At 72.9% G+C, this 18,816-nt stretch carries 16 protein-coding genes; 12 read left to right on the top strand and 4 right to left on the bottom strand.

All coding sequences use genetic code 11. From position 1 onward, the window contains the following. Nucleotides 1-166 precede the first annotated feature (166 nt). Entirely contained in the window at nucleotides 167-2,491 is a 2,325-nt protein-coding gene (locus RMN56_RS10645; RefSeq protein WP_313723656.1) for a right-handed parallel beta-helix repeat-containing protein, read from the bottom strand. Between the two features lie 177 nt (nucleotides 2,492-2,668). On the opposite strand from RMN56_RS10645, the gene RMN56_RS10640 reads away from it, so the two are divergent. From RMN56_RS10640 to purB, 3 genes are read left to right on the top strand one after another with little or no spacing between them, the layout of a single operon-like run. Then, nucleotides 2,669-3,187, top strand: a complete 519-nt coding sequence (locus RMN56_RS10640) for a SigE family RNA polymerase sigma factor (protein WP_313723655.1) — start codon at nucleotides 2,669-2,671, stop codon at nucleotides 3,185-3,187. Continuing rightward, a complete protein-coding gene (locus RMN56_RS10635) occupies nucleotides 3,184-3,951 on the top strand; it encodes a hypothetical protein (RefSeq protein ID WP_313723654.1) in 768 nt (255 codons plus the stop codon). The genes RMN56_RS10640 and RMN56_RS10635 overlap by 4 nt, the downstream gene beginning before the upstream one ends. A gap of 58 nt (nucleotides 3,952-4,009) precedes the next feature. After that, nucleotides 4,010-5,431, top strand: a complete 1,422-nt coding sequence (gene purB / locus RMN56_RS10630; protein WP_313723653.1) for an adenylosuccinate lyase — start codon at nucleotides 4,010-4,012, stop codon at nucleotides 5,429-5,431. A 5-nt stretch (nucleotides 5,432-5,436) separates the two neighbouring features. Here the strand turns inward: purB and RMN56_RS10625 are convergent, their stop codons facing one another. Together RMN56_RS10625 and RMN56_RS10620 are read right to left on the bottom strand one after the other, a co-directional pair. Next, complete coding sequence (locus RMN56_RS10625; RefSeq protein WP_262283576.1) at nucleotides 5,437-5,958, bottom strand: YbjQ family protein; 522 nt, start codon at nucleotides 5,956-5,958, stop codon at nucleotides 5,437-5,439. Nucleotides 5,959-6,027: 69 nt separating this feature from the next. Then, nucleotides 6,028-6,711 (bottom strand): S1 family peptidase, encoded by a 684-nt coding sequence (locus RMN56_RS10620; RefSeq protein WP_313723652.1) that lies wholly within the window; start codon nucleotides 6,709-6,711, stop codon nucleotides 6,028-6,030. Nucleotides 6,712-7,182: 471 nt separating this feature from the next. On the opposite strand from RMN56_RS10620, the gene purS reads away from it, so the two are divergent. The 4 genes from purS (at nucleotide 7,183) to RMN56_RS10600 (ending at nucleotide 11,695) form a co-directional block, all read left to right on the top strand. Further along, nucleotides 7,183-7,446 carry a phosphoribosylformylglycinamidine synthase subunit PurS gene (gene purS, locus RMN56_RS10615; protein ID WP_154229431.1) on the top strand — a complete coding sequence of 88 codons (264 nt, stop codon included), beginning with the start codon at nucleotides 7,183-7,185 and terminating at the stop codon, nucleotides 7,444-7,446. Further along, entirely contained in the window at nucleotides 7,443-8,126 is a 684-nt protein-coding gene (gene purQ, locus RMN56_RS10610; protein WP_313723651.1) for a phosphoribosylformylglycinamidine synthase subunit PurQ, read from the top strand. Before purS ends, purQ begins: the two co-directional genes overlap by 4 nt. Before the next feature lie 67 nt (nucleotides 8,127-8,193). Beyond that, entirely contained in the window at nucleotides 8,194-10,935 is a 2,742-nt protein-coding gene (gene purL / locus RMN56_RS10605; RefSeq protein ID WP_313723650.1) for a phosphoribosylformylglycinamidine synthase subunit PurL, read from the top strand. A gap of 10 nt (nucleotides 10,936-10,945) precedes the next feature. Next, complete coding sequence (locus tag RMN56_RS10600; RefSeq protein WP_313724703.1) at nucleotides 10,946-11,695, top strand: 2-phosphosulfolactate phosphatase; 750 nt, start codon at nucleotides 10,946-10,948, stop codon at nucleotides 11,693-11,695. Nucleotides 11,696-11,794: 99 nt separating this feature from the next. On the opposite strand, the gene RMN56_RS10595 is transcribed toward RMN56_RS10600, so the two are convergent. After that, nucleotides 11,795-13,888: a carboxypeptidase regulatory-like domain-containing protein gene (locus tag RMN56_RS10595; RefSeq protein WP_313723649.1), complete on the bottom strand. Its 2,094-nt coding sequence runs from the start codon at nucleotides 13,886-13,888 to the stop codon at nucleotides 11,795-11,797. A gap of 158 nt (nucleotides 13,889-14,046) precedes the next feature. Between RMN56_RS10595 and RMN56_RS10590 the strand changes: the two genes are divergently transcribed. From RMN56_RS10590 to amcA, 5 genes are all read left to right on the top strand, one after another. Next, entirely contained in the window at nucleotides 14,047-14,400 is a 354-nt protein-coding gene (locus RMN56_RS10590; RefSeq protein ID WP_313723648.1) for a sterol carrier family protein, read from the top strand. Nucleotides 14,401-14,571: 171 nt separating this feature from the next. After that, entirely contained in the window at nucleotides 14,572-16,155 is a 1,584-nt protein-coding gene (gene purF / locus RMN56_RS10585) for an amidophosphoribosyltransferase (protein ID WP_313723647.1), read from the top strand. A gap of 56 nt (nucleotides 16,156-16,211) precedes the next feature. Continuing rightward, the gene (purM, locus tag RMN56_RS10580) at nucleotides 16,212-17,366 is read left to right on the top strand and encodes a phosphoribosylformylglycinamidine cyclo-ligase (RefSeq protein WP_262283485.1); all 1,155 of its coding nucleotides are present in this window, start codon (nucleotides 16,212-16,214) and stop codon (nucleotides 17,364-17,366) included. Nucleotides 17,367-17,490: 124 nt separating this feature from the next. Beyond that, a complete protein-coding gene (amcB, locus tag RMN56_RS10575; RefSeq protein ID WP_313724702.1) occupies nucleotides 17,491-18,594 on the top strand; it encodes a cyclophane-forming radical SAM peptide maturase AmcB in 1,104 nt (367 codons plus the stop codon). Continuing rightward, entirely contained in the window at nucleotides 18,563-18,799 is a 237-nt protein-coding gene (gene amcA, locus RMN56_RS10570; RefSeq protein ID WP_313723646.1) for a multiple cyclophane-containing RiPP AmcA, read from the top strand. The genes amcB and amcA overlap by 32 nt, the downstream gene beginning before the upstream one ends. Nucleotides 18,800-18,816: the final 17 nt, after the last annotated feature.

The raw sequence follows: 18,816 nt of genomic DNA, 5'->3' as shown, positions 1-18,816 counted from the left end.
GTCGAGAGGAAAGGGAACCCGGACGAAACCCGGGCGTTGATTTTTACCCATGGGCAGGTGTCCCCGCTGCCCCGGTCGGCGTTTCGGACGGCGCCTCGACCTCGACACGAACGGCCACGCCCGCCCGGTTGTGTCAGCCGGGCGGGCGTCGCTGTCGTGTGCTGGGTCAGCCTTCGAGGGTGAACTTCTCCCAGGGGCCGATGGCGGTGCGGTTGGCGATCAGCGGCTTCGCGCCGCCGCTGTCGGCGGTGACGTAGCGGCTGTTGACGGTTGCCTTCAGGCTGACCGTGCCGTCGGCGTTGCGGATCAGGGTGAACGTCTCCCAGGCGCCGGCGCTGGTGCGGTTGGCGATGAGTGGGTTGAGGCCGGCGTTGTCCGCGCAGACGAAGCGGTTGTTCGCGTGGGCGAACAGGCCGACCTGCCCGTTGCCGAGGTCGGCGAGGTCGAACCGCTCCCACGGGCCGACGCTGGTCCGGCTGGCGATCAGCGGTTTGGCTCCGGCGCTCTCGGCGGTGACGTACTTGCCGTTCGCGCCGGCCTTGAACGAGCGGTCCGCGTCGGCGACGTTCACCCGGTAGAACTTCTGCTCGGTGCCGATGGTCTTGCCGTTGGCCACCAGCGGCGTGGTCGCGTTCGCGGTCGCGGTCACGTACTTCCCGGCGGCGACCGACTTCAGGCTGACCGTTCCGTCCGCGTTGCGGACCAGGGTGTACCGCTCGGTGTCGCCGACCACCACCGTCTGGTAGGTCAGTGCGGTCACCCCGGCCGTGTCGGCAGAGACGTACCGGCCGGCCGAACGCTGGAACAGGGCCACCTTGCCGTCGCCGGCATCGACCAGGTCGAGCTGGGCGACGGTGCCGAGGTCCGGCCCGCCCGCGGCGAGCGAGGGCCACGGCACGTTGGCCATCGGAGCGACGTACCGGAGGGCGGACGTGGCGAGGAGGCCGACGGTGCCGGTGCGCGGCAGCACGCTCACCGCGTGCGTGGTGTCGTCCTTGCGGCCGTCCGTGCCGGTGGCCCGGACGGAGACGCTGTACGTGTTCCGGGCGGCGTACCGGTGGGTGGCGATCGGCGTGCCCTGGGTGACGACCGTGCCGTCGCCGAAGTCGAACCGGTAGGTGGCGATCGGCACGGTCCCCGGCACGGTGGCGGAGGCGTCGACGGTGACCGAGCCGGTGTCGAGGTTCGGCGTGAGGGCGAAGCGGGTGTCCGGGCCGCGGACGGTCTCGACCGCCCCCCGGTCGGCGTAGGGCAGCGGACCGGCGCCGGTGTTCGGCACCGCCGGATCGTCCACCCGGGCGGTGCCGTTGCGGTCGGTCGCCGGGAAGCCCGGAGCGGCCGAGTTGGCCGAGTCGTAGCCGCCCGTCGGGCCCGGGGTGTCCAGGTCGTGCGCGGCCTGGCCGGAGGCGGCGCGGAATGCCGTCAGGCCCATCGGGGTGCCGTTCCAGGAGTAGATCGCCGACGAGCCGGACAGGTAGAGGTCGGCGAGGTTGTAGTCGACCACCGTGTCGGCGGTGGCGCCGCCCTCGACGGCGATCTGCGTGCCGTGCCCCGGCGGCGACGGGCAGCTGTGGTTGGGGCTCTTGACGAGCCGGTTGTTCTGCACCGAGACGCCGGTGGAGCCGGCCTCGACGCGGACGCCGCCGCGGCAGCGGTCCTGGATGGTGTTGTTGGTGATCGCCGTGCCGGTGGCGCCGGTGTTGTGGACGCCGTACCCGAGTCCTTCGGTGATCTCGTTGTTCGCCACGGTCGTCCCGCGCGCGCTCGCCGCGACGCTGATGGCGGCTCCGGTGAAGCGCTGGAAGGAATTGCCGGCAATCGTGTTGTCGGGGCCCTCGACCCGGATCCCGACGCTCTGCTCGACGGGATCGTTCGGGTTGCCCACGACGTCCATCGACGACAGGCGCACGCCGGACGTGGCCTCGTCCAGCACGATGCCCGTGGTCAGCGAACTGCCGGAGACGAAGAAGCGATTCAGGACCGAGTCGGTGACACCCGTGAGGCGTACGACCGTCCCGGTCGCACCGCTCGTCAGCGAGTAGCCGCCGCCCTCAACCGTGATGCGGGCGGCGTTGCGGATGTCCAGTGCGGGGTGGTCGGCCGCGCCGGGGACCTGGATCCGTTCGATCCTGATGTCGTGCTGGCCGTCGATGGTGATCCCGGCCGCCGTGCCGACCAGCTGCGAGCTGGAGGGACCGCCCCGGAAGACGATGGGCGCGTCCGGCGTGCCGGACCGGGTGACGGTGACGTGCTCCCGGTAGACGCCGCCGCTGATCTCGACGGTCTGCCCCGCGGAGACGACCGACGCGGCGGCGCCGATCGTGCAGAACGGCTGGTCGTAGGTGCCGGGTCCGGTGTCGGAGCAGGTGGTGACCGTCGGCCGGACGTAGAGGGTCGTGCCGTCCGCGGCCTGCGCGGGACCGGCGAGGGTGAGGAGTGAGGCACCGGTCAGCGCGGCTGCGCAGAGCCCGGCGAAGAGAGATGTGCGCATGTGGATCCTCGGTTCGAGGAGTATGGGGACCCGGGAAGGGGCAGCGATGATCTTCACCCATGGGAAGGTGTCCCGCTGTCCCGACCGGCATAACGGGCGGCGGTCTCGCATCGTGAGCAACCCGAGGGGGGTCGCCTTCCGTCCCATGGGCATGAGGCGAGCAACAGGTTCCGCGGCGTGAACCGGCGCGACGAGGACGAGTTCCGGGAGTTCGTGTCCGCCCGGCTGGATCGGCTGCGCCGGACGGCGTACCTGCTCTGCCGGGACTGGCACCTGGCCGACGATCTGGTGTCGATCACCGTCGGTCGGCTCTACCGGCACTGGCGGCGGGTCCGGGCGGCGGAGAACGTCGACGCGTACGTCCGCGGGGTGCTGACCCATGCCTGGCTGGACGAGCGGCGGCGGCCGTGGCGGCGGGAATGGAGCAGCGACGAGCTGCCCGATCAGCCGGATCCGGGCGCCGGGGAGTCGCCGCTGGCGGACCGGGAGCTGCTGTGGGACCTGCTCGGCCGGCTCGCGCCACGGCGCCGGGCCGTGGTGGTGCTGCGGTTCTACTGCGACCTGTCCGTCGAGCAGACCGCGGAGATCCTCGGCATCAGCACCGGGACGGTGAAGAGCCAGGCCGCCCGGGCGCTGGAGCACCTGCGCCTGCTCGCCGGAAGCCAGATGACCACGGAGTACGGGAGGCGGGCATGACCTACCAGGAGATCCTCGACGAAGCGATCGGCGCACCGCCGGCCCCGGCGGTCGATCTTGATCAGATCATCGGGCGGGAGGCGCGGCGGGCCCGGCGCCGCCGCGTGGGCGCGTACGGGCTGTCCGCCGTGACCGTGCTCGCGGTCGCGACCGGTGCCTCCGTGCTGGTCACCGAGGGCACGTCGAGCACCGGCCCGGCGGTCGGATCCGTGTCGCCCGGGGCGAGCGCCGACGGGCGAACGGCCGAGGCGCGGGTCCGGAGCGCCATGCTGGCGGCGCTCGACCGGTCCGCGCCGGGGCTGCGCTGGGTGTCCGGCGTCGAGCACGAGAACGACATGGCGGAGTGGTCGGGGCCGGCCGTGGCCGAACCAAGCTGGCCGGTCAACCCGTTCTCGCACCTGTCCGCGTCCGGGTGGGTCGGCCACGGGGTGGCGGTCCGGGGTGATGTCCGGGCCCGCCTCTCCATCGAGATCAGCAGGCCGAAGGCCGGCCAGCCGGCGGAGCCCGCGGACTGCTCGGGGAGCGAGCGGGCCTGCGAGACCTCGCGGGGTCCGAACGGCGAGCGGATCAGGGTCGTCGATCTGGAGGCGCGGTACATGCCTCCCGGCCGGCCGGTCATCCGCCCTGGCGACCGGACGGTCGACGTCTTCCGGCCGGACGGGACGAGGGTGCGGGTAGCCGCCATGAGCCGGTCGGAGGAGTTCCTGCTCACGGCCGCGGAGATGACCGCCATCGCCCTGGACCCGACCCTCTCCCTGCCCTGACCGTCGGCCGGCTCGGGGCGACCGGCGCGCTGGTCGGCGGGTACGGGAGAATGGGCACGTGACGATCCCGAACGTGCTCGCCAACCGCTACGCCTCGCCCGAGCTGGTCGCCCTCTGGTCGCCCGAGGAGAAGGTACGCATGGAGCGGCGGCTCTGGCTCGCCGTGCTCAAGGCCCAGCGGGACCTCGGCGTGCCGGTGCCGGACGGGGTGGTCGAGGCGTACGAGCGGGTGGTCGACGACGTGGACCTGGCCTCGATCGCGGAGCGCGAACGGGTCACCCGGCACGACGTGAAGGCCCGCATCGAGGAGTTCAGCGCGCTCGCCGGGCACGAGCACGTGCACAAGGGGATGACCTCCCGGGACCTCACCGAGAACGTCGAGCAGCTCCAGGTCCGGGCCTCGCTGGAGTTGATCCGGGACCGGGTGGTCGCCACCCTGGTCCGGCTGGCCTGGCACGCCCACGAGTACTCGGGCCTCGTGATGACCGGCCGGTCGCACAACGTCGCCGCGCAGGCCACCACGCTGGGCAAGCGCTTCGCGTCGGCCGCCGAGGAGCTGCTGATCGCGTACGAGCGGCTGACGGACCTGATCGACCGTTACCCGCTGCGCGGCATCAAGGGGCCGGTGGGCACCGCCGCCGACCAGCTCGACCTCTTCGACGGCGACGCCGGCAAGGTGGCCGAGCTGGAGCGCCGGGTCGCCGAGCACCTGGGCTTCGCCCGGGTGCTGGACAGCGTCGGCCAGGTCTACCCGCGGTCGCTGGACTTCGACGTGCTCTCCGCGCTGGCCCAGGTCGCCGCCGCGCCGTCGTCGCTGGCCACCACGATCCGGCTCATGGTGGGCCAGGAGTTGGTCACCGAGGGCTTCAAGCCGGGCCAGGTGGGCTCCAGCGCCATGCCGCACAAGATGAACACCCGCTCGTCGGAGCGGGTGAACGGCTTCGCGGTGATCATCCGGGGCTACCTGTCGATGGTCGGCGAGCTGGCCGGCGACCAGTGGAACGAGGGGGACGTCTCCTGCTCGGTCGTCCGCCGGGTGGCCCTGCCGGACGCCTTCTTCGCCGCCGACGGCCTGTTCCAGACGTTCCTCACGGTGCTGGACGAGTTCGGGCCGTACCCGGCGGTGATCAACCGGGAGCTGGAGCGTTTCCTGCCCTTCCTGGCGACCACCAAGATCCTGGTCGCGGCGGTCCGCCGGGGCGTCGGCAGGGAGGTCGCGCACGAGGTGATCAAGGAGCACGCGGTCGCCGTGGCGCTGGCCATGCGGGAGAAGGGCGCCGCCGAGAACGACCTGTTCGACCGGCTCGCTGCCGACGGGCGGCTGGGCCTGAGCCGGGCCGAGATCGACGCCCTGGTCGCCGACCGCAACGCCTTCGTCGGCGCCGCCGGGGCCCAGGTCGACCGGGTGACCGCCCGCATCGCCAAGATCGTGGAAGCGCACCCCGAAGCCGCCGCCTACTCCCCGCCGCCCATCCTCTGAGGGGGTCAGGAGCCGGGAGTGGGGGTTTCGCCGGCGGTCCGGAGGTTGGGGGCGCTGGCCGGCTCGGCGATGCCGCCGGGCGCGGAGGCGATCTCCGGGTCGTGGGCGGTCTCGGCCGCGATCATCGGCTGGTCCGGCGGCATGACGTCGGGCGTCTTGGGTACGACGATCACCGCCGTCCCGTACGCGCAGATCTCCATCCACATCTCGCCGCAGTCCCGGCTGTCGAAGCGCATGCCGATCACCGCGTTCGCGCCGAGTCGCATGGCCTCCTCGCCCAGCCGGGCCACCGAGTCGGTACGCCAGCGGGTGAGGTTGTCCGGCGCCATCGGGTCGTAGGCGCCACCGCGCAGGTTCTTGACCCCCTCGCGGTACGGGTTGCGGGTCCGCGCCATCGAGGAGACCACTTCGCCGAGGATCTGGCGGATCTCGTAGCCGGGCAGTTGATCCGTCGTCACGACCAGCACGGTTCCGATGCTGTCAGCCGTCGGGCGGCCGGTTCGTGAGCCGTGTTCACCTGATCGGATGCTGCAAAACGGCGCGGCGCGGACGGTCGGGGTGCCACCGACCCATCCGCGCCGCACCGGCGCTAACCGTCAGACACCGGCCGTCGAGGTGATCCAGGCCCGGTTGTACGCGACACTGCCGTAGTTCTGGATGCTGGAGCCGTCGGCGGTGGAGGCGACGCCGACCTGGCGGCCGTTGTAGAACTGCGGGCCGCCCGAGTCGCCCCGCCAGGCGTTGCCGTTGATCCGGGTGCTGCGGATCGCCTGGCCGCCGTAGGCGTCGGTGGCGTTGGTGCTGGTCACCTGCACGGTGGCGGTCTTGAGCTGGCTGGACGCGCTGCAGCCGCTGTAGCAGGTCATGCCCCAGCCGTAGATCGAGTTGGTGGAGCCGACCGGCGGGTTGCTGCTGGCCAACGTCACGGTGGAGGTGCTGACCGCGCTGGACAGGCGGAGCAGGGCGAGGTCGTTGCGGGTGTAGGAGGCGCTCACCGTGCGGGTGACCCCGCCGGAGGCGCGGTAGACGCTGCCGACCCGCACCGACATCGTGCCGCTGACGCAGTGCCGGGCGGTGAGCACCCACTGGGACGCGATCACGCTGCCGGAGCAGGTGAACGAGCCGTTGCTGAACACGGCGGCGGCCCACGGGGCGGACGAGACGGTGCTGCCACCGATGATCGGCTGCGGGCCGGCCGGCGCGGCGGTGGCGCCGGAGGCGGTGGCGAGCACCCCGGCGAGGGTGGTGGTCAGCACGGCGAGCAGGGGACGGAGACGCATCTCGGGGGACTCCTTCTGCGGAGGGGGTGCCCGGGGTCGCCGGGCAGGTGGCGACCGCCGAGCGGGGGTGGACCCGGCGGTCGGAGCCGACAAACTCATCGACGTCTGACGATGCATGCTAAGGGCGGGCGGATGTCCGTCACAAGAGTTAAATCGAAATTCGGCGATGTTACGGCGGGCCGGGGGCGATCCGCCCTCCCGCCTGTCGGAAACCGGTCGGACCGGCGGGCATCCGCGGGGAAATGCCTGGTGGGGCCCTTGGTGCCCGAAGTCGCCCGCGACAGCCGGCAACGAATTCATATCGACGCCGCAACGAACGCGTATCGGCCCCCCGCCCGGGTGGCCGGTTACGCCGATCACTGCCTGAGCGGGCACCGGCCGGTGCGGTCGGGACGGGATCTGCCAGGTAGGCTGGCTGCGCTCGCCCGTAGTGGGCCGGCACCCAACTGCGTACACAGTCAGGAGTGCCCCGTGCCTCGCGTCGTCGTCGACGTCATGCTCAAGCCCGAGATCCTCGATCCTCAGGGCCAGGCCGTCGCAAACGCGCTGCCCCGGCTCGGCGTCAGCGACGTCGCCTCGGTCCGGATCGGCAGGCGGATCGAGATCGAGTTCACCGGTGAACCGGACCTGGACCGCGCCCGGGAGATCGCCGACAAGCTGCTCGCCAACCCGGTCATCGAGGACTTCACCGTCCGCCTGGCCGAGGCCGACGAGACCGCGGACGCCCGCTCGTGAGCGCGCGGGTCGGTGTGGTGACGTTCCCCGGCTCGCTCGACGACGGGGACGCGGCCCGGGCCGTCCGGATCGCCGGCGCCGAACCGGTCCGGCTCTGGCACGGCGACCCGGACCTGCACGGCGTCGACGCCGTGGTCCTGCCCGGTGGCTTCTCCTACGGTGACTACCTGCGTTGCGGCGCGATCGCCCGGTTCGCCCCGGTGATGGGCTCGATCGTCGACGCCGCCCGCGGCGGCCTGCCGGTGCTCGGCATCTGCAACGGCTTCCAGATCCTCTGCGAGGCCCACCTGCTGCCCGGCGCGCTCACCCGCAACCAGCACCTGCACTTCCGCAACCGGGACCAGGTCCTCCGGATCGAGGCCACCGGCACCGCCTGGACCAACGCGTTCCAGCCCGGCCAGGAGGTGCTCATCCCGGTCAAGAACGGCGAGGGCTGCTACGTCGCCGACCCGGCGACGCTGGACCGGCTGGAGGCCGAGGGCCGGGTGGTCGCGCGCTATGTCGGCGGCAACCCCAACGGATCGCAGCGCGACATCGCCGCGATCACCAACGAGGCCGGCAACGTGATCGGCATCATGCCGCATCCCGAGCACGCGGTGGAGGCGCTCACCGGGCCCTCCCTGGACGGCCTGGGCTTCTTCACCTCGGTGCTCAAGCACCTGGTCGGGGCCCCGGCGTGAGCGTGAGTGGCGGGATCATCGATCGGCTCACCCGCCGCCACGGCGGCGAGCGCAGCGAGGAGAGGTCATGACCACCCATCCGGACCCGGCCCTGCGCGAGACGCCGGGCGTGGTGCCGCAGGCCGGCCCGGCCGACGACTGGGCCCCGGGCGTGGACACCGTGCCCCGGGCCCTCGGCACCCCCGAGGAGCTCCAGCCCTACGCCGAGCTGGGCCTGCGCGACGACGAGTACGACCGCATCCGGCACATCCTCGGCCGCCGGCCCACCCAGGCCGAGCTGGCCATGTACTCGATCATGTGGAGCGAGCACTGCTCCTACAAGTCGAGCAAGGTGCACCTGCGCCAGTTCGGCGAGAAGGCCCCGCCGAGCGACCGGCTGCTGGCCGGCATCGGCGAGAACGCCGGTGTCGTCCAGGTCTCCGACGAGCTGGCGGTGACCTTCAAGGTCGAGTCGCACAACCACCCGAGCTTCGTCGAGCCGTACCAGGGCGCGGCGACCGGCGTCGGCGGCATCGTCCGGGACATCCTCGCCATGGGCGCGCGCCCGGTCGCCGTGATGGACCCGCTGCGTTTCGGCGCGGCGGACCACCCGGACACCGCCCGGGTGCTCCCCGGCGTGGTGGCCGGCGTCGGCGGCTACGGCAACTGCCTGGGCCTGCCCAACATCGGCGGCGAACTCGTCTTCGACCCCAGCTACCAGGGCAACCCGCTGCTCAACGCGCTCTGCCTCGGCGTGCTGCCGGTGTCCCGGCTGCAGAACAAGGCCGCGGCCGGTCCGGGCAACGTCGTGGTGCTGATGGGCGCCAAGACCGGCCGGGACGGCATCGGCGGCGTGTCGGTGCTGGCCAGCGCCACCTTCGACGAGGGCAGCGAGCAGCGCCGCCCGTCCGTGCAGGTGGGTGACCCGTTCACCGAGAAGCTGCTCATCGAGGCCTGCCTCGAGCTGTACGACGCCGAGCTGGTCGTCGGCATCCAGGACCTCGGCGGCGCCGGCCTGACCTGCGCGCTCACCGAGACGGCCGCCGCGGCCGGCACCGGCATGCGGGTCTGGCTGGAGCGGGTGCCGCTGCGCGAGCCGTCGATGGAGCCGCACGAGATCCTGGCCAGCGAGTCCCAGGAGCGGATGCTGCTGGTGGTCGCGCCGGACAAGCTGGAGGCGGTGCTCAAGACCGCCGAGAAGTGGGGCGTGCTCGCCACCGCCATCGGTGAGGTCACCGCGCCGTCGCCGGACGGGCAGCCGGGCCGCCTGCTCATCACCTGGCGTGACCAGCTGGTGGTGGACGTGCCGCCGGGCTCGCTGGTCGACGACGGCCCCGTCTACGCCCGCCCCATGCGCGAGCCGGCCGACCTGATCCTGCTCCAGGCCGACCGGGCCGAGACGCTGCCCCGGCCGAGCGACCCGGACGCGCTCCGGGAGACCCTGCTCCGCATGATCGCGTCGCCGAACCTGGCCGACAAGACCTGGGTCACCGAGCAGTACGACCGGTACGTGCTGGGCAACACCGTGCTCGCCCAGCCGGAGGACTCCGGCGTGATCCGGATCGACGAGCGGACCGGCCTGGGCGTCGCGCTGTCCGTCGACGGCAACGGCCGGTACGCCCGCCTCGACCCGTACAACGGGACGAAGCTCGCGCTGGCCGAGGCGTACCGGAACGTGGCGGTGACCGGCGCGAAGCCGATCGCCGTGACCAACTGCCTCAACTTCGGCTCCCCGGAGGACCCGGGCGTCATGTGGCAGTTCGCCGAGGCCGTGCGCGGCCTGGCGGACGGCTGCCTGGAGCTGGGCATCCCGGTGACCGGCGGCAACGTCAGCTTCTACAACCAGACCGGCGCGGCGGCCATCCACCCGACCCCGGTGGTCGGCGTGCTGGGCGTGCTGGACAACGTCGCGGACCGGGTGCCGATGGGCTTCGTGCCGCGGCCGGCCGGCGACCACGACCAGCTCTTCCTGCTGGGCGAGACGCACGTGGAGCTTTCCGGCTCGGAGTGGGCCTGGGTGACCCACGAGCACCTGGGCGGCATCCCGCCGCAGGTCGACCTGGCCCGTGAGCGGCAGCTCGCCGAGCTGCTCGCCGAGGCGGCCCGGGTCGGGCACCTCAGCTCCGCGCACGACCTCTCCGACGGTGGCCTCGCCCAGAGCCTGGTCGAGTCCAGCCTGCGGCGCGGCGTCGGCGCGCGGGTCGTGCTGCCGGAGCACTTCGCCGGCGGCTCGATGCCGTTCGTCTTCCTGTTCAGCGAGTCCGCCGGCCGCGTGCTGGTGTCGGTGCCGCGCGGGCACGAGAAGGCGTTCACCGCCCTCTGCGCCGAGCGCGGGGTGCCGTGGGAGTTCATCGGGGTCACCGACCCGGCCGGCGGCGCCCTGGAGGTGCACGGCCAGTTCCGGATCGGCCTCGACGAGCTGCGCGAGGCGCACACCGCCACCCTGCCGCGCCTCTTCGGCGGTGCGGAGGCGGCCCGGGTGGAGGTGGAGGCCACCCGCACCGGGACCACCACCGTCCTGCCGGCCACCGCCGAGCAGCCGGTCGGCGTCGACCCGGCCGAGGTCGCCGCCGAGCCGATCGCGCAGGCCGGCACCGCTGCGGCGGAGGCCGAGACCGGGGTCGGGGCGACCGCGTCGGCGGACGTCGCGGACGCTCCGGTGGCCGACGATGCTCCGGCGGTCGAGGCTCTGGCGGATGAGGCTCCGGCGGACGCGGCCGCCACCACGACCGACGCTTCCGCTGACGGTCCCGGGGTGACGTCCGACCCGGACGGCTCCGCGACGGCCGCCGGTGACCCGGACCAGCGCCCCGCGCCGGATCAGCGCTGAGGCCCTGGCCTTGGCCGTCTTCGCCCAGCCCGGCGCCGGCGCCCGGTTCGACTGGGGGCTGAGCGGGGCCGCGGAACTCGGCCGGGTCTGTGCCGCCCTGGTGGTGGTGGACGTGCTCTCGTTCACCACCGCCGTGGAGGTGGCGGTGAGCCGCGGCATGCGGGTGCACCCGTTCCCGTGGGGCGAGCAGGCCGCCGACTACGCCCGCCGGGTCGGTGCCGTCGCGGCGGTGGGCCGCCGGAAGACGACCCCGGAACACCCGTGGTCGCTCTCCCCGGCGGCGCTGCGCACCGCGCCGGTCGTCGCCGACCTGGTGCTGCCGTCGCCGAACGGCTCGGCCATCAGCGCCGCCGCGAGCGCCACCGGCGTGCCGGTGGTCGCCGCGTGCCTGCGCAACGCGCCCGCCGTCGGGCGCTGGCTCCGGGCCCAGGGGTACGGCTCGATCGACGCCCCCGTGGGAGTGGTGGCCGCCGGTGAACGCTGGCCGGACGGGTCGCTGCGCCCCGGGGTGGAGGACCAGCTCGGAGCGGCCAGCGTGCTGGACGCCCTCTCCGGGGTCCCCGGTGGGCTCTCGGTGGAGGCCGCCATGGCCCTGGCCGCCCTGGCCAGCACGCCCGACGTGCCGGCCGCGGTGCGGGGCTGCGTCTCCGGCCGGGAACTCGTCGAGGGCGGCTTCGGCGAGGACGTGGCCGTCGCCGTCGAACTCGGCGTCTCCGACGTGGTGCCGGTGCTCCGCCGGGGCTACTTCGCCGCCGCCTGAGCCGTCCCACGTCGATCGCCCGGCGGTCGCGAAGTGGCCGCCCGGATCAACCGGGCGGCCACTGTCGTCGTGTGCGGTGGGGCGCTCGCGCCCCGGGCGTCAGTCGTCCAGCCAGTCCAGGCGGCGACCGCTGCGGTCCTTCGGGGCGTCGGGTCGGGCCCGGCCGGCCTCGGCCGGGTCGGCGTAGTAGCCGCCGCCCTGGTCGTAGCCCTGGTTGTCGTAGCCACCGCCGCGCTGCTGCGGCGGCTGCTCCTGGCCGTAGCCGCCCTGCTGGCCGTAGCCACCCTGCGCCGGCTGGCCGTAACCGTCGCCGCCGCCGTAGCCGCCGCGCTGGTCGTAACCGTCGTAGCCGCCCGGCTGGCCGGCGTCGTACGCGCCGCCCGGCTGGCCGGCCTCGTATCCGGCCGGCTGGCGACCGTCGTAGCCGCCCTGGCGGTTGTCGTAGCCACCGGTCTGACCGCTGTCGTAGCCACCGTTCGGGCCGCCGTCGTAGGCGCCCGCCGCACCGTTGTCGTAGCCACCCGCGGGACGGTTGTCGTAGCCGCCGGCCGGGGCGCCGTAGCCGCCACCGGCGCCATAGGCGCCCTGCTCCGCGTCGCGGCCGTACTGGCCCGGGCCGGGTTGCTCGTAGCCGCGGCCCTGCTCGGGCTGGTAGGTGCTGGTCGGGTACGGGTCGGCCGGCGGCGCGTACTGGGTGCTGTCACCGGTGTAGCGACCGGTGGGCTCGTCGTAGCGCTCGTTGCCGTAGCCGCCGGCCTGCGCGGGCGGGTAGCCGGCGGCGCCGGCGCCGTACTCGGGGCTGCCGTAGCCGCCACCGGAGGCCGGGGCCGTGCCGTAGCCGCCACCCGATGCCGGGCTGTTGCCGTAGCCGCCACCCGAGGAGGGGGCGTTGCCGTAGCCGTTGGTGGCGCCGTAGCCGCCCGGACCGGCAGGCTCGTCGCCGTAGCCGCCGTAGCCGGGCTGTCCCGCCCCGACACCGTACGAGGGGCCGGGAGGCGCGCCGTACGGGTCCGGCGGGACGTCGTCCACGACCGGGCGGTGCATCATGGTCGGCGCGTCGCTGAGCGAGGGGCCACCGGCCATCGTCGGTGCCGGCCCGGCGCCCATGCCGTTCACCACCCGGGTCTGGTCGTCCGCTCCCCGGTAGGCGCCCCGGGCACCCGGCACGGCGGCTCCAGCGGGGCCGCCGGGGCCGGTCGGCCCGTTCGGGCCGTCGCCGTCGCCGTCGCCGTCCTCGTTCTTGCGCCGCATGTAGAGCAGCACGATGGTGCCCACGCCGACGGCGACGAAGAGGCCGCCGAGCAGGATCAGCAGCCAGGAGCCGAAGCCGCCCGAATCCTCGTTGGCGGCCGGCTGCTGGGCGGCGGGCGCCTCGCTGGCCGGCTCGTCGGTCGCCTCGTCGGTGGCTTCCTCGCTCGGCAGGGCCTCTTCGCTGGCCGAGGCGCTGGGGCTCGGGCTCGCCGACGCCTTGATCGGCACGCTGATCCGGATCCCGGTCACGGACTGACCGGCGGCCGCGTTGATCGACTTGGTGCCGGGATCGGCGTCGCCCTTGGAGGCGCCGAGGTCGATCCGCCCAGGCGCGATCGGATCCGACGCGGACCCGCTGAAGCTGAAGTTGCCGCTGCTGTTCGTGTTCGTCTGCCGCGACTTGCCGGCGCCGTCGCGGAGCATGACGAGCGCGCCGGAGATCGCGTCGCCGTCGGCGTTGACCACCTTGCCGGAGACCGTCTTGACCGTCTGCGGCTGGGTCGGTGGGGCGGCCGCGCCCTTGACGGTCATGTCCCGCGCGTCACTGGCCTGGTCGCCGCCCGACTTGGCGGAGACCCGCACCTGGCCGGACTTGGTCTCGCCGGCGGCGAGGTTGTCGGCTGCCAGGGTGACGGTGAACGGCTGGGATGCACCCGGCTGAACCAGGCTGGCAGGCACTCGGCAATCAGTGCCTTGGCAGGACAGGCCGCCGAACGTGTCGACGTTGACAGTGAAGACCGTCGGCGCGTCGTTCTTGTTGGTCACCGAAAATTTCATGGTTACCGTCTGGCCGCTCTGCAGCGTGTCCGTCCGGAGTTCGGTGATCTGCACGTCCGGGTTTGTCGCCAGGGCGGGTGTGGCGGGGACGGCGAGCAGGGCGCCGAAGACCAGCGCCACGACCACACCGGCCCGCTGCTTCCAGGCACGTCGGTGTGTTGACACGTCCACCGCCTTCCGGGTCTGATCTCCCCGCCGGCCGGTCCGGCCGGGTGATCACTCACGGTACGAATACGCCGTCGGCAACTATGCCTTGTCTGGCCGGGCTATCTCTACCCAGGGCCAGCGTCGAGCGCGTTGCGGCCGGGTCGTATCGTCCCGTCGTGTCCTCTCCGCACACTTATTCCGCCGCGGTAGCGGCGACGTTGACGGCGCTGGATGAGGGGCGTACGCCCGATCGGCCGGTGTACCGGGAGGCGGTCCGTACCCTTTTGGCCGCCCTCGCGGAGCGCGCCCCCGGCCGATCGGTGGAGGTGCGGGTCCCACCCTACGGCGCGGTGCAGTGCGTGCCGGGGCCGCGACACACCCGTGGAACGCCCCCGAATGTGGTGGAAATGGACCCGGCGACCTGGCTGGCGCTGGCCACCGGCCGCCTCGGGTGGGCCGAGGCCGTCACCGAGGGTCGCGTACGGGTGTCGGGCATCCGGGCGGATCTCTCCGAGCACCTCCCGCTCTAGCTGCGGCGACAATGCCGATCACGATCACGCTCAGCGGGCGGCTCGTGACTGTCGGTATTGACCGCTGTTCGCGTACACTGTCAGGCGACGACGGTCCCCGGCCCACGGTGCGGAGCTTGCCCCCCGACCTCCGCCAGGCCAGTCCCAGACCCCAGCAAGAGGGAGCGGCAGGTGCCCCGAGGCGATGGCCGGCTGAGCCACGACCTTGACCCCCAGCGACCCGGCCCCCAGGACGCGTGCGGCGTCTTCGGCGTCTGGGCGCCGGGGGAAGAGGTCGCGAACCTGACCTACTTCGGGCTCTACGCCCTCCAGCACCGCGGCCAGGAGGCCGCGGGCATCGCGGTGAGCGACGGATCGGGCGTGGTGGTCTACAAGGACCTCGGCCTGGTCGCCCAGGTCTTCGACGAGCCCACCCTGGCGAGCCTGCGCGGGCACCTGGCGATCGGGCACGCGCGCTACTCGACCACCGGCGGGTCGACCTGGGAGAACGCCCAGCCGACCATCCGGGCCACGACCTCGGGCACCACGATCGCGCTGGCCCACAACGGCAACCTGGTCAACACCGCCGAGCTGAAGCGTGAGGTGGCCGAGCGGGGCCTGGACTCCGACGGCTCGACCAACGACACGTCGCTGGTCACCATGCTGCTGGCCAGCCGACCCGACCTCTCCGTGGAGGCGGCCGCCCTGGAGGTGCTGCCCCAGCTGCGCGGCGCGTTCAGCTTCGTCTTCATGGACGAGTCGACGCTCTACGCGGCGCGTGACCCGCACGGCGTCCGTCCGCTGGTGCTCGGCCGGCTGGAGCGGGGCTGGGTGGTGGCGAGCGAGACGGCGGCGCTGGACATCGTCGGCGCGAGCGTGGTCCGCGAGGTGGAGCCCGGCGAGCTGATCGCCATCGACGAGGACGGGCTGCGGTCCAGCCGGTTCGCCGCGCCGGAGCCCAAGGGCTGCCTCTTCGAGTACGTGTACATCGCCCGCCCCGACGCCACGATCGCCGGCCGGAACGTGCACTCCGCCCGGGTGCAGATCGGCCGCCAGCTCGCCCGGGAGCACCCGGTCGAGGCCGACCTGGTCATCCCGGTGCCGGAGTCCGGCACGCCGGCGGCGATCGGCTACGCCGAGGAGTCCGGCATCACCTACGGACAGGGCCTGATGAAGAACCCGTACGTCGGGCGCACCTTCATCCAGCCGTCGCAGACCCTGCGCCAGCTCGGCATCCGGCTGAAGCTCAACCCGCTGCGGGAGAACGTGCGCGGCAAGCGCCTCGTGGTGGTGGACGACTCGATCGTCCGGGGCAACACCCAGCGGGCGATCGTGCGGATGCTGCGCGAGGCGGGGGCGCTGGAGGTCCACGTCCGGATCTCGTCCCCACCGGTCAGGTGGCCCTGCTTCTACGGGATCGACTTCGCCACCCGGGCCGAGCTGCTGGCCAACGGGCTGGACAACGAGGGCATCCGGCGGTCGATCGGGGCCGACACGCTGGGTTACGTATCGCTTCCCGGTCTCATCGCCGCCACCGAGCAGCCGAAGACCCGGCTCTGCCGGGCGTGCTTCGACGGGGAATACCCGATCGAGCTGCCGGCCGGGAACCTGATCGGCAAGCACGTGCTCGAAGGGGTGGGCCGCCGGGTCGCCGCCGAGGCGTCCGAGCCCACCGCCCCACTTGACGACAACTTCAGCTCGGCGCGTCTGACGCCGCGCACCGACCTGAAGCCGTCGGCCGCCACTCCGGGCGGCTCAGCCACCCACCGCCCGTAGCACCACCGACGCGGGGGCCCTCCGGTCGGCCCGCGGGAACCACAAAGGGGAGAACCGTGACCCACGTGTCCGAGCGCAGCGGCGCAGGATCCAGCCCGACGGGCGCCGGCGGCGACCGCCAGCCCTGGTCGGCGGGGACCGGCCGTACGCAGCGCAAACGCTCGGTCTCGTACGCCGACGCCGGGGTGTCGATCGAGGCGGGCGACCGCGCCGTGGAGCTGCTGAAGTCCAAGGTCCGGCAGACCCGGCGCCCGGAGGTCATGGGCGACCTGGGCGGCTTCGCCGGCCTGTTCCGCCTGGACACGAAGAAGTACAAGAACCCGATCCTGGCCTCCTCCACCGACGGCGTGGGCACCAAGCTGGTGATCGCCCAGCAGCTCGACATCCACGACACGGTCGGCATCGACCTGGTCGCCATGGTGGTCGACGACCTGGTGGCCTGCGGCGCCGAGCCGCTGTTCCTGCTCGACTACATCGCCACCGGCGAGGTCGTCCCGGACAAGGTCGCCGAGATCGGCGCGGGCATCGCCGACGGCTGCCGCTACGCGGGCTGCGCCCTGCTCGGCGGCGAGACCGCCGAGCACCCGGGCGTGCTGCGCCCCGACGAGTACGACATCTCCGCCACCGGCGTGGGTGTGGTGGAGGAGAGCGACATCCTCAGCCCGGACCGGGTCGAGGTGGGGGACGTGGTCATCGCGATGCGCTCCTCCGGCCTCCACTCCAACGGCTACTCGCTGGTCCGGCACGTGCTGCTGGGGGCCGGCCGGATGCGGCTGGACGTGGTGATCGACGACTTCGGCCGGCAGCGGACCCTCGGCGAGGAGCTGCTCACCCCGACCAAGATCTACGCGCAGGACTGCCTCAAGCTGATCGCCGAGGCCGAGGTGCGGTCGCTGGCGCACGTCACCGGCGGCGGCATCCCGGGCAACCTGGTGCGGATCCTGCCCGAGCACGTCGACGCGGTGGTCAACCGCTCCACCTGGAAGCCGCAGCCGATCTTCGACCTGATCCAGTCCAAGGGCCGGATCGAGGACCCGGAGATGGAGGCGACGTTCAACATGGGCGTCGGCATGTTCGCGATCGTCTCCGCCGAGGACGCCGACCGCGCGCTGGCCACCCTGACCGGCCGTGGCGTCGACGCCTGGCAGGCCGGCGAGATCATCGAGGGTTCGGGCAATGTGCAGATGATCGGCCAGCACACCCGCGGGTGATCACTCTCCGGTGATCATCCGGGCACCTGATCGGGGGTTCACCCGAGTAGCCACCGCCGCCTAGCCTGAAGGGCAGTTCAGGGCCAGCGGGGGAGGGGTGATGGCTGCGCGTACGCACACCGGAATGCGGGGCATCGCCGCCGTCCCCTCGTATGTGGTGATGCAGCCGACCACGCTCTGCAATCTCGACTGCGTCTACTGCTACCTGCCGCTGCGGGCGGTGGACCGGCGGATGCCCGTGGCGGTCGCCGAGGCGGTGGCGGCCTCGGTGAACCCCTGGGCGGCCGCCGGGCGCTTCTCGGTGGTCTGGCACGGCGGGGAGCCGCTCGCGGCCGGCCGGGAGCACCTGGCCGCCCTGCTGGCCCCCTTCGGGCCGGAGGTGGAGCACCACGTCCAGACCAACGCCACGTTGATCGACGACGCGTGGTGCGCGTTCTTCGCCGAGCACGGGATCCGGGTGAGCGTGAGCGTGGACGGCCCCCGGGACCGCAACGGCGAGCGGGTCACCCGGGGCGGCCGGCCGGCGTACGACCGGATCCTGGCCGGGGTGGCGGCGCTGCGCCGGCACGGGCTGCCGTTCTCGGCGCTGGCCGTGGTCTCCCGGCCGGAGCCGGGGCTGGCCACCGAGCTCTACGACTACTTCCTCGACCTCGGCTGTGACGTGCTGGGGATCAACATCGAGGAGACCGAGGGCGTCAACACCCGCACGAACGCGCGGGACGCGGGCGCGGTGACGGGGTTCTGGGCGGAGCTGGTGGGCGCCTGGCGCCGGGATCCCCGGATCCACCTGCGCGAGATCGAGTGGTCGCTGCGCTATGCCGGCGCCGTCCTGGCCGGCACGGCGGACGACCTGCTGCCCCGCCGGCTCGACCCGATTCCCACGGTCGCCCAGGACGGCTCGGTGGTGGTGCTCTCCCCGGAGCTGGCCGGCTTCACCGACCCGCACTACGGCGACTTCAGCAGCGGCAACGTGCTGAGCACCCCGCTGGCCGAGATCCTGGCCGGGGCCGGGCGGACGCCCTGGGTGGGCGAGTTCCTCACCGGTGTGGAGGCGTGCCGGTCGTCCTGCCCCTACTTCGGCTTCTGCGGCGGTGGCCACGCGGCCAACCGCTACTTCGAGCTGGGGCGTTTCGACGGTACGGAGACCGAGCACTGCCGCAACAGCAAGATCCGCCTATTGGAGGGAGTGTTGGAGCATGCCCGAGACCACGAGTCACCGGCAGCCTGAGCGCGTCGGAGCAGCCGAGCCCGATCCGGTCGCGGACCGGGTGCGGGAGGCCGCCGGCGGACTGACCGCACTTCTCCACGAGGCCGAGGCCGCGCGCCTGCTGCGGGCGGAGGCGTCGGGCGGCGACGGTGCCAGCGCGGTGTGCGCCTGGAACCACTTCGAGAACATCCCGACGTTCTACAACTGGAACAACCGGCCCCGCTGAGGTACGCGTTTCCGCGA

Origin of the sequence: Micromonospora halotolerans (assembly GCF_032108445.1) — a bacterium.
GTDB classification, from domain to species: Bacteria; Actinomycetota; Actinomycetes; order Mycobacteriales; family Micromonosporaceae; genus Micromonospora; species Micromonospora halotolerans.
Note: the sequence above shows the minus strand (reverse complement) of the source record. Positions and strands in the feature narration are given on the sequence as shown.

Coding starts and splice junctions, on each gene's coding strand:
- RMN56_RS10620 (WP_313723652.1), bottom strand. CDS start 6,711: ATGCGTCTCCGTCCCCTGCTCGCCGTGCTGACCACCACCCTCGCCGGG.
- RMN56_RS10645 (WP_313723656.1), bottom strand. CDS start 2,491: ATGCGCACATCTCTCTTCGCCGGGCTCTGCGCAGCCGCGCTGACCGGT.
- amcB (WP_313724702.1), top strand. CDS start 17,491: ATGCGGGGCATCGCCGCCGTCCCCTCGTATGTGGTGATGCAGCCGACC.
- amcA (WP_313723646.1), top strand. CDS start 18,563: ATGCCCGAGACCACGAGTCACCGGCAGCCTGAGCGCGTCGGAGCAGCC.
- purL (WP_313723650.1), top strand. CDS start 8,194: ATGACCACCCATCCGGACCCGGCCCTGCGCGAGACGCCGGGCGTGGTG.
- RMN56_RS10635 (WP_313723654.1), top strand. CDS start 3,184: ATGACCTACCAGGAGATCCTCGACGAAGCGATCGGCGCACCGCCGGCC.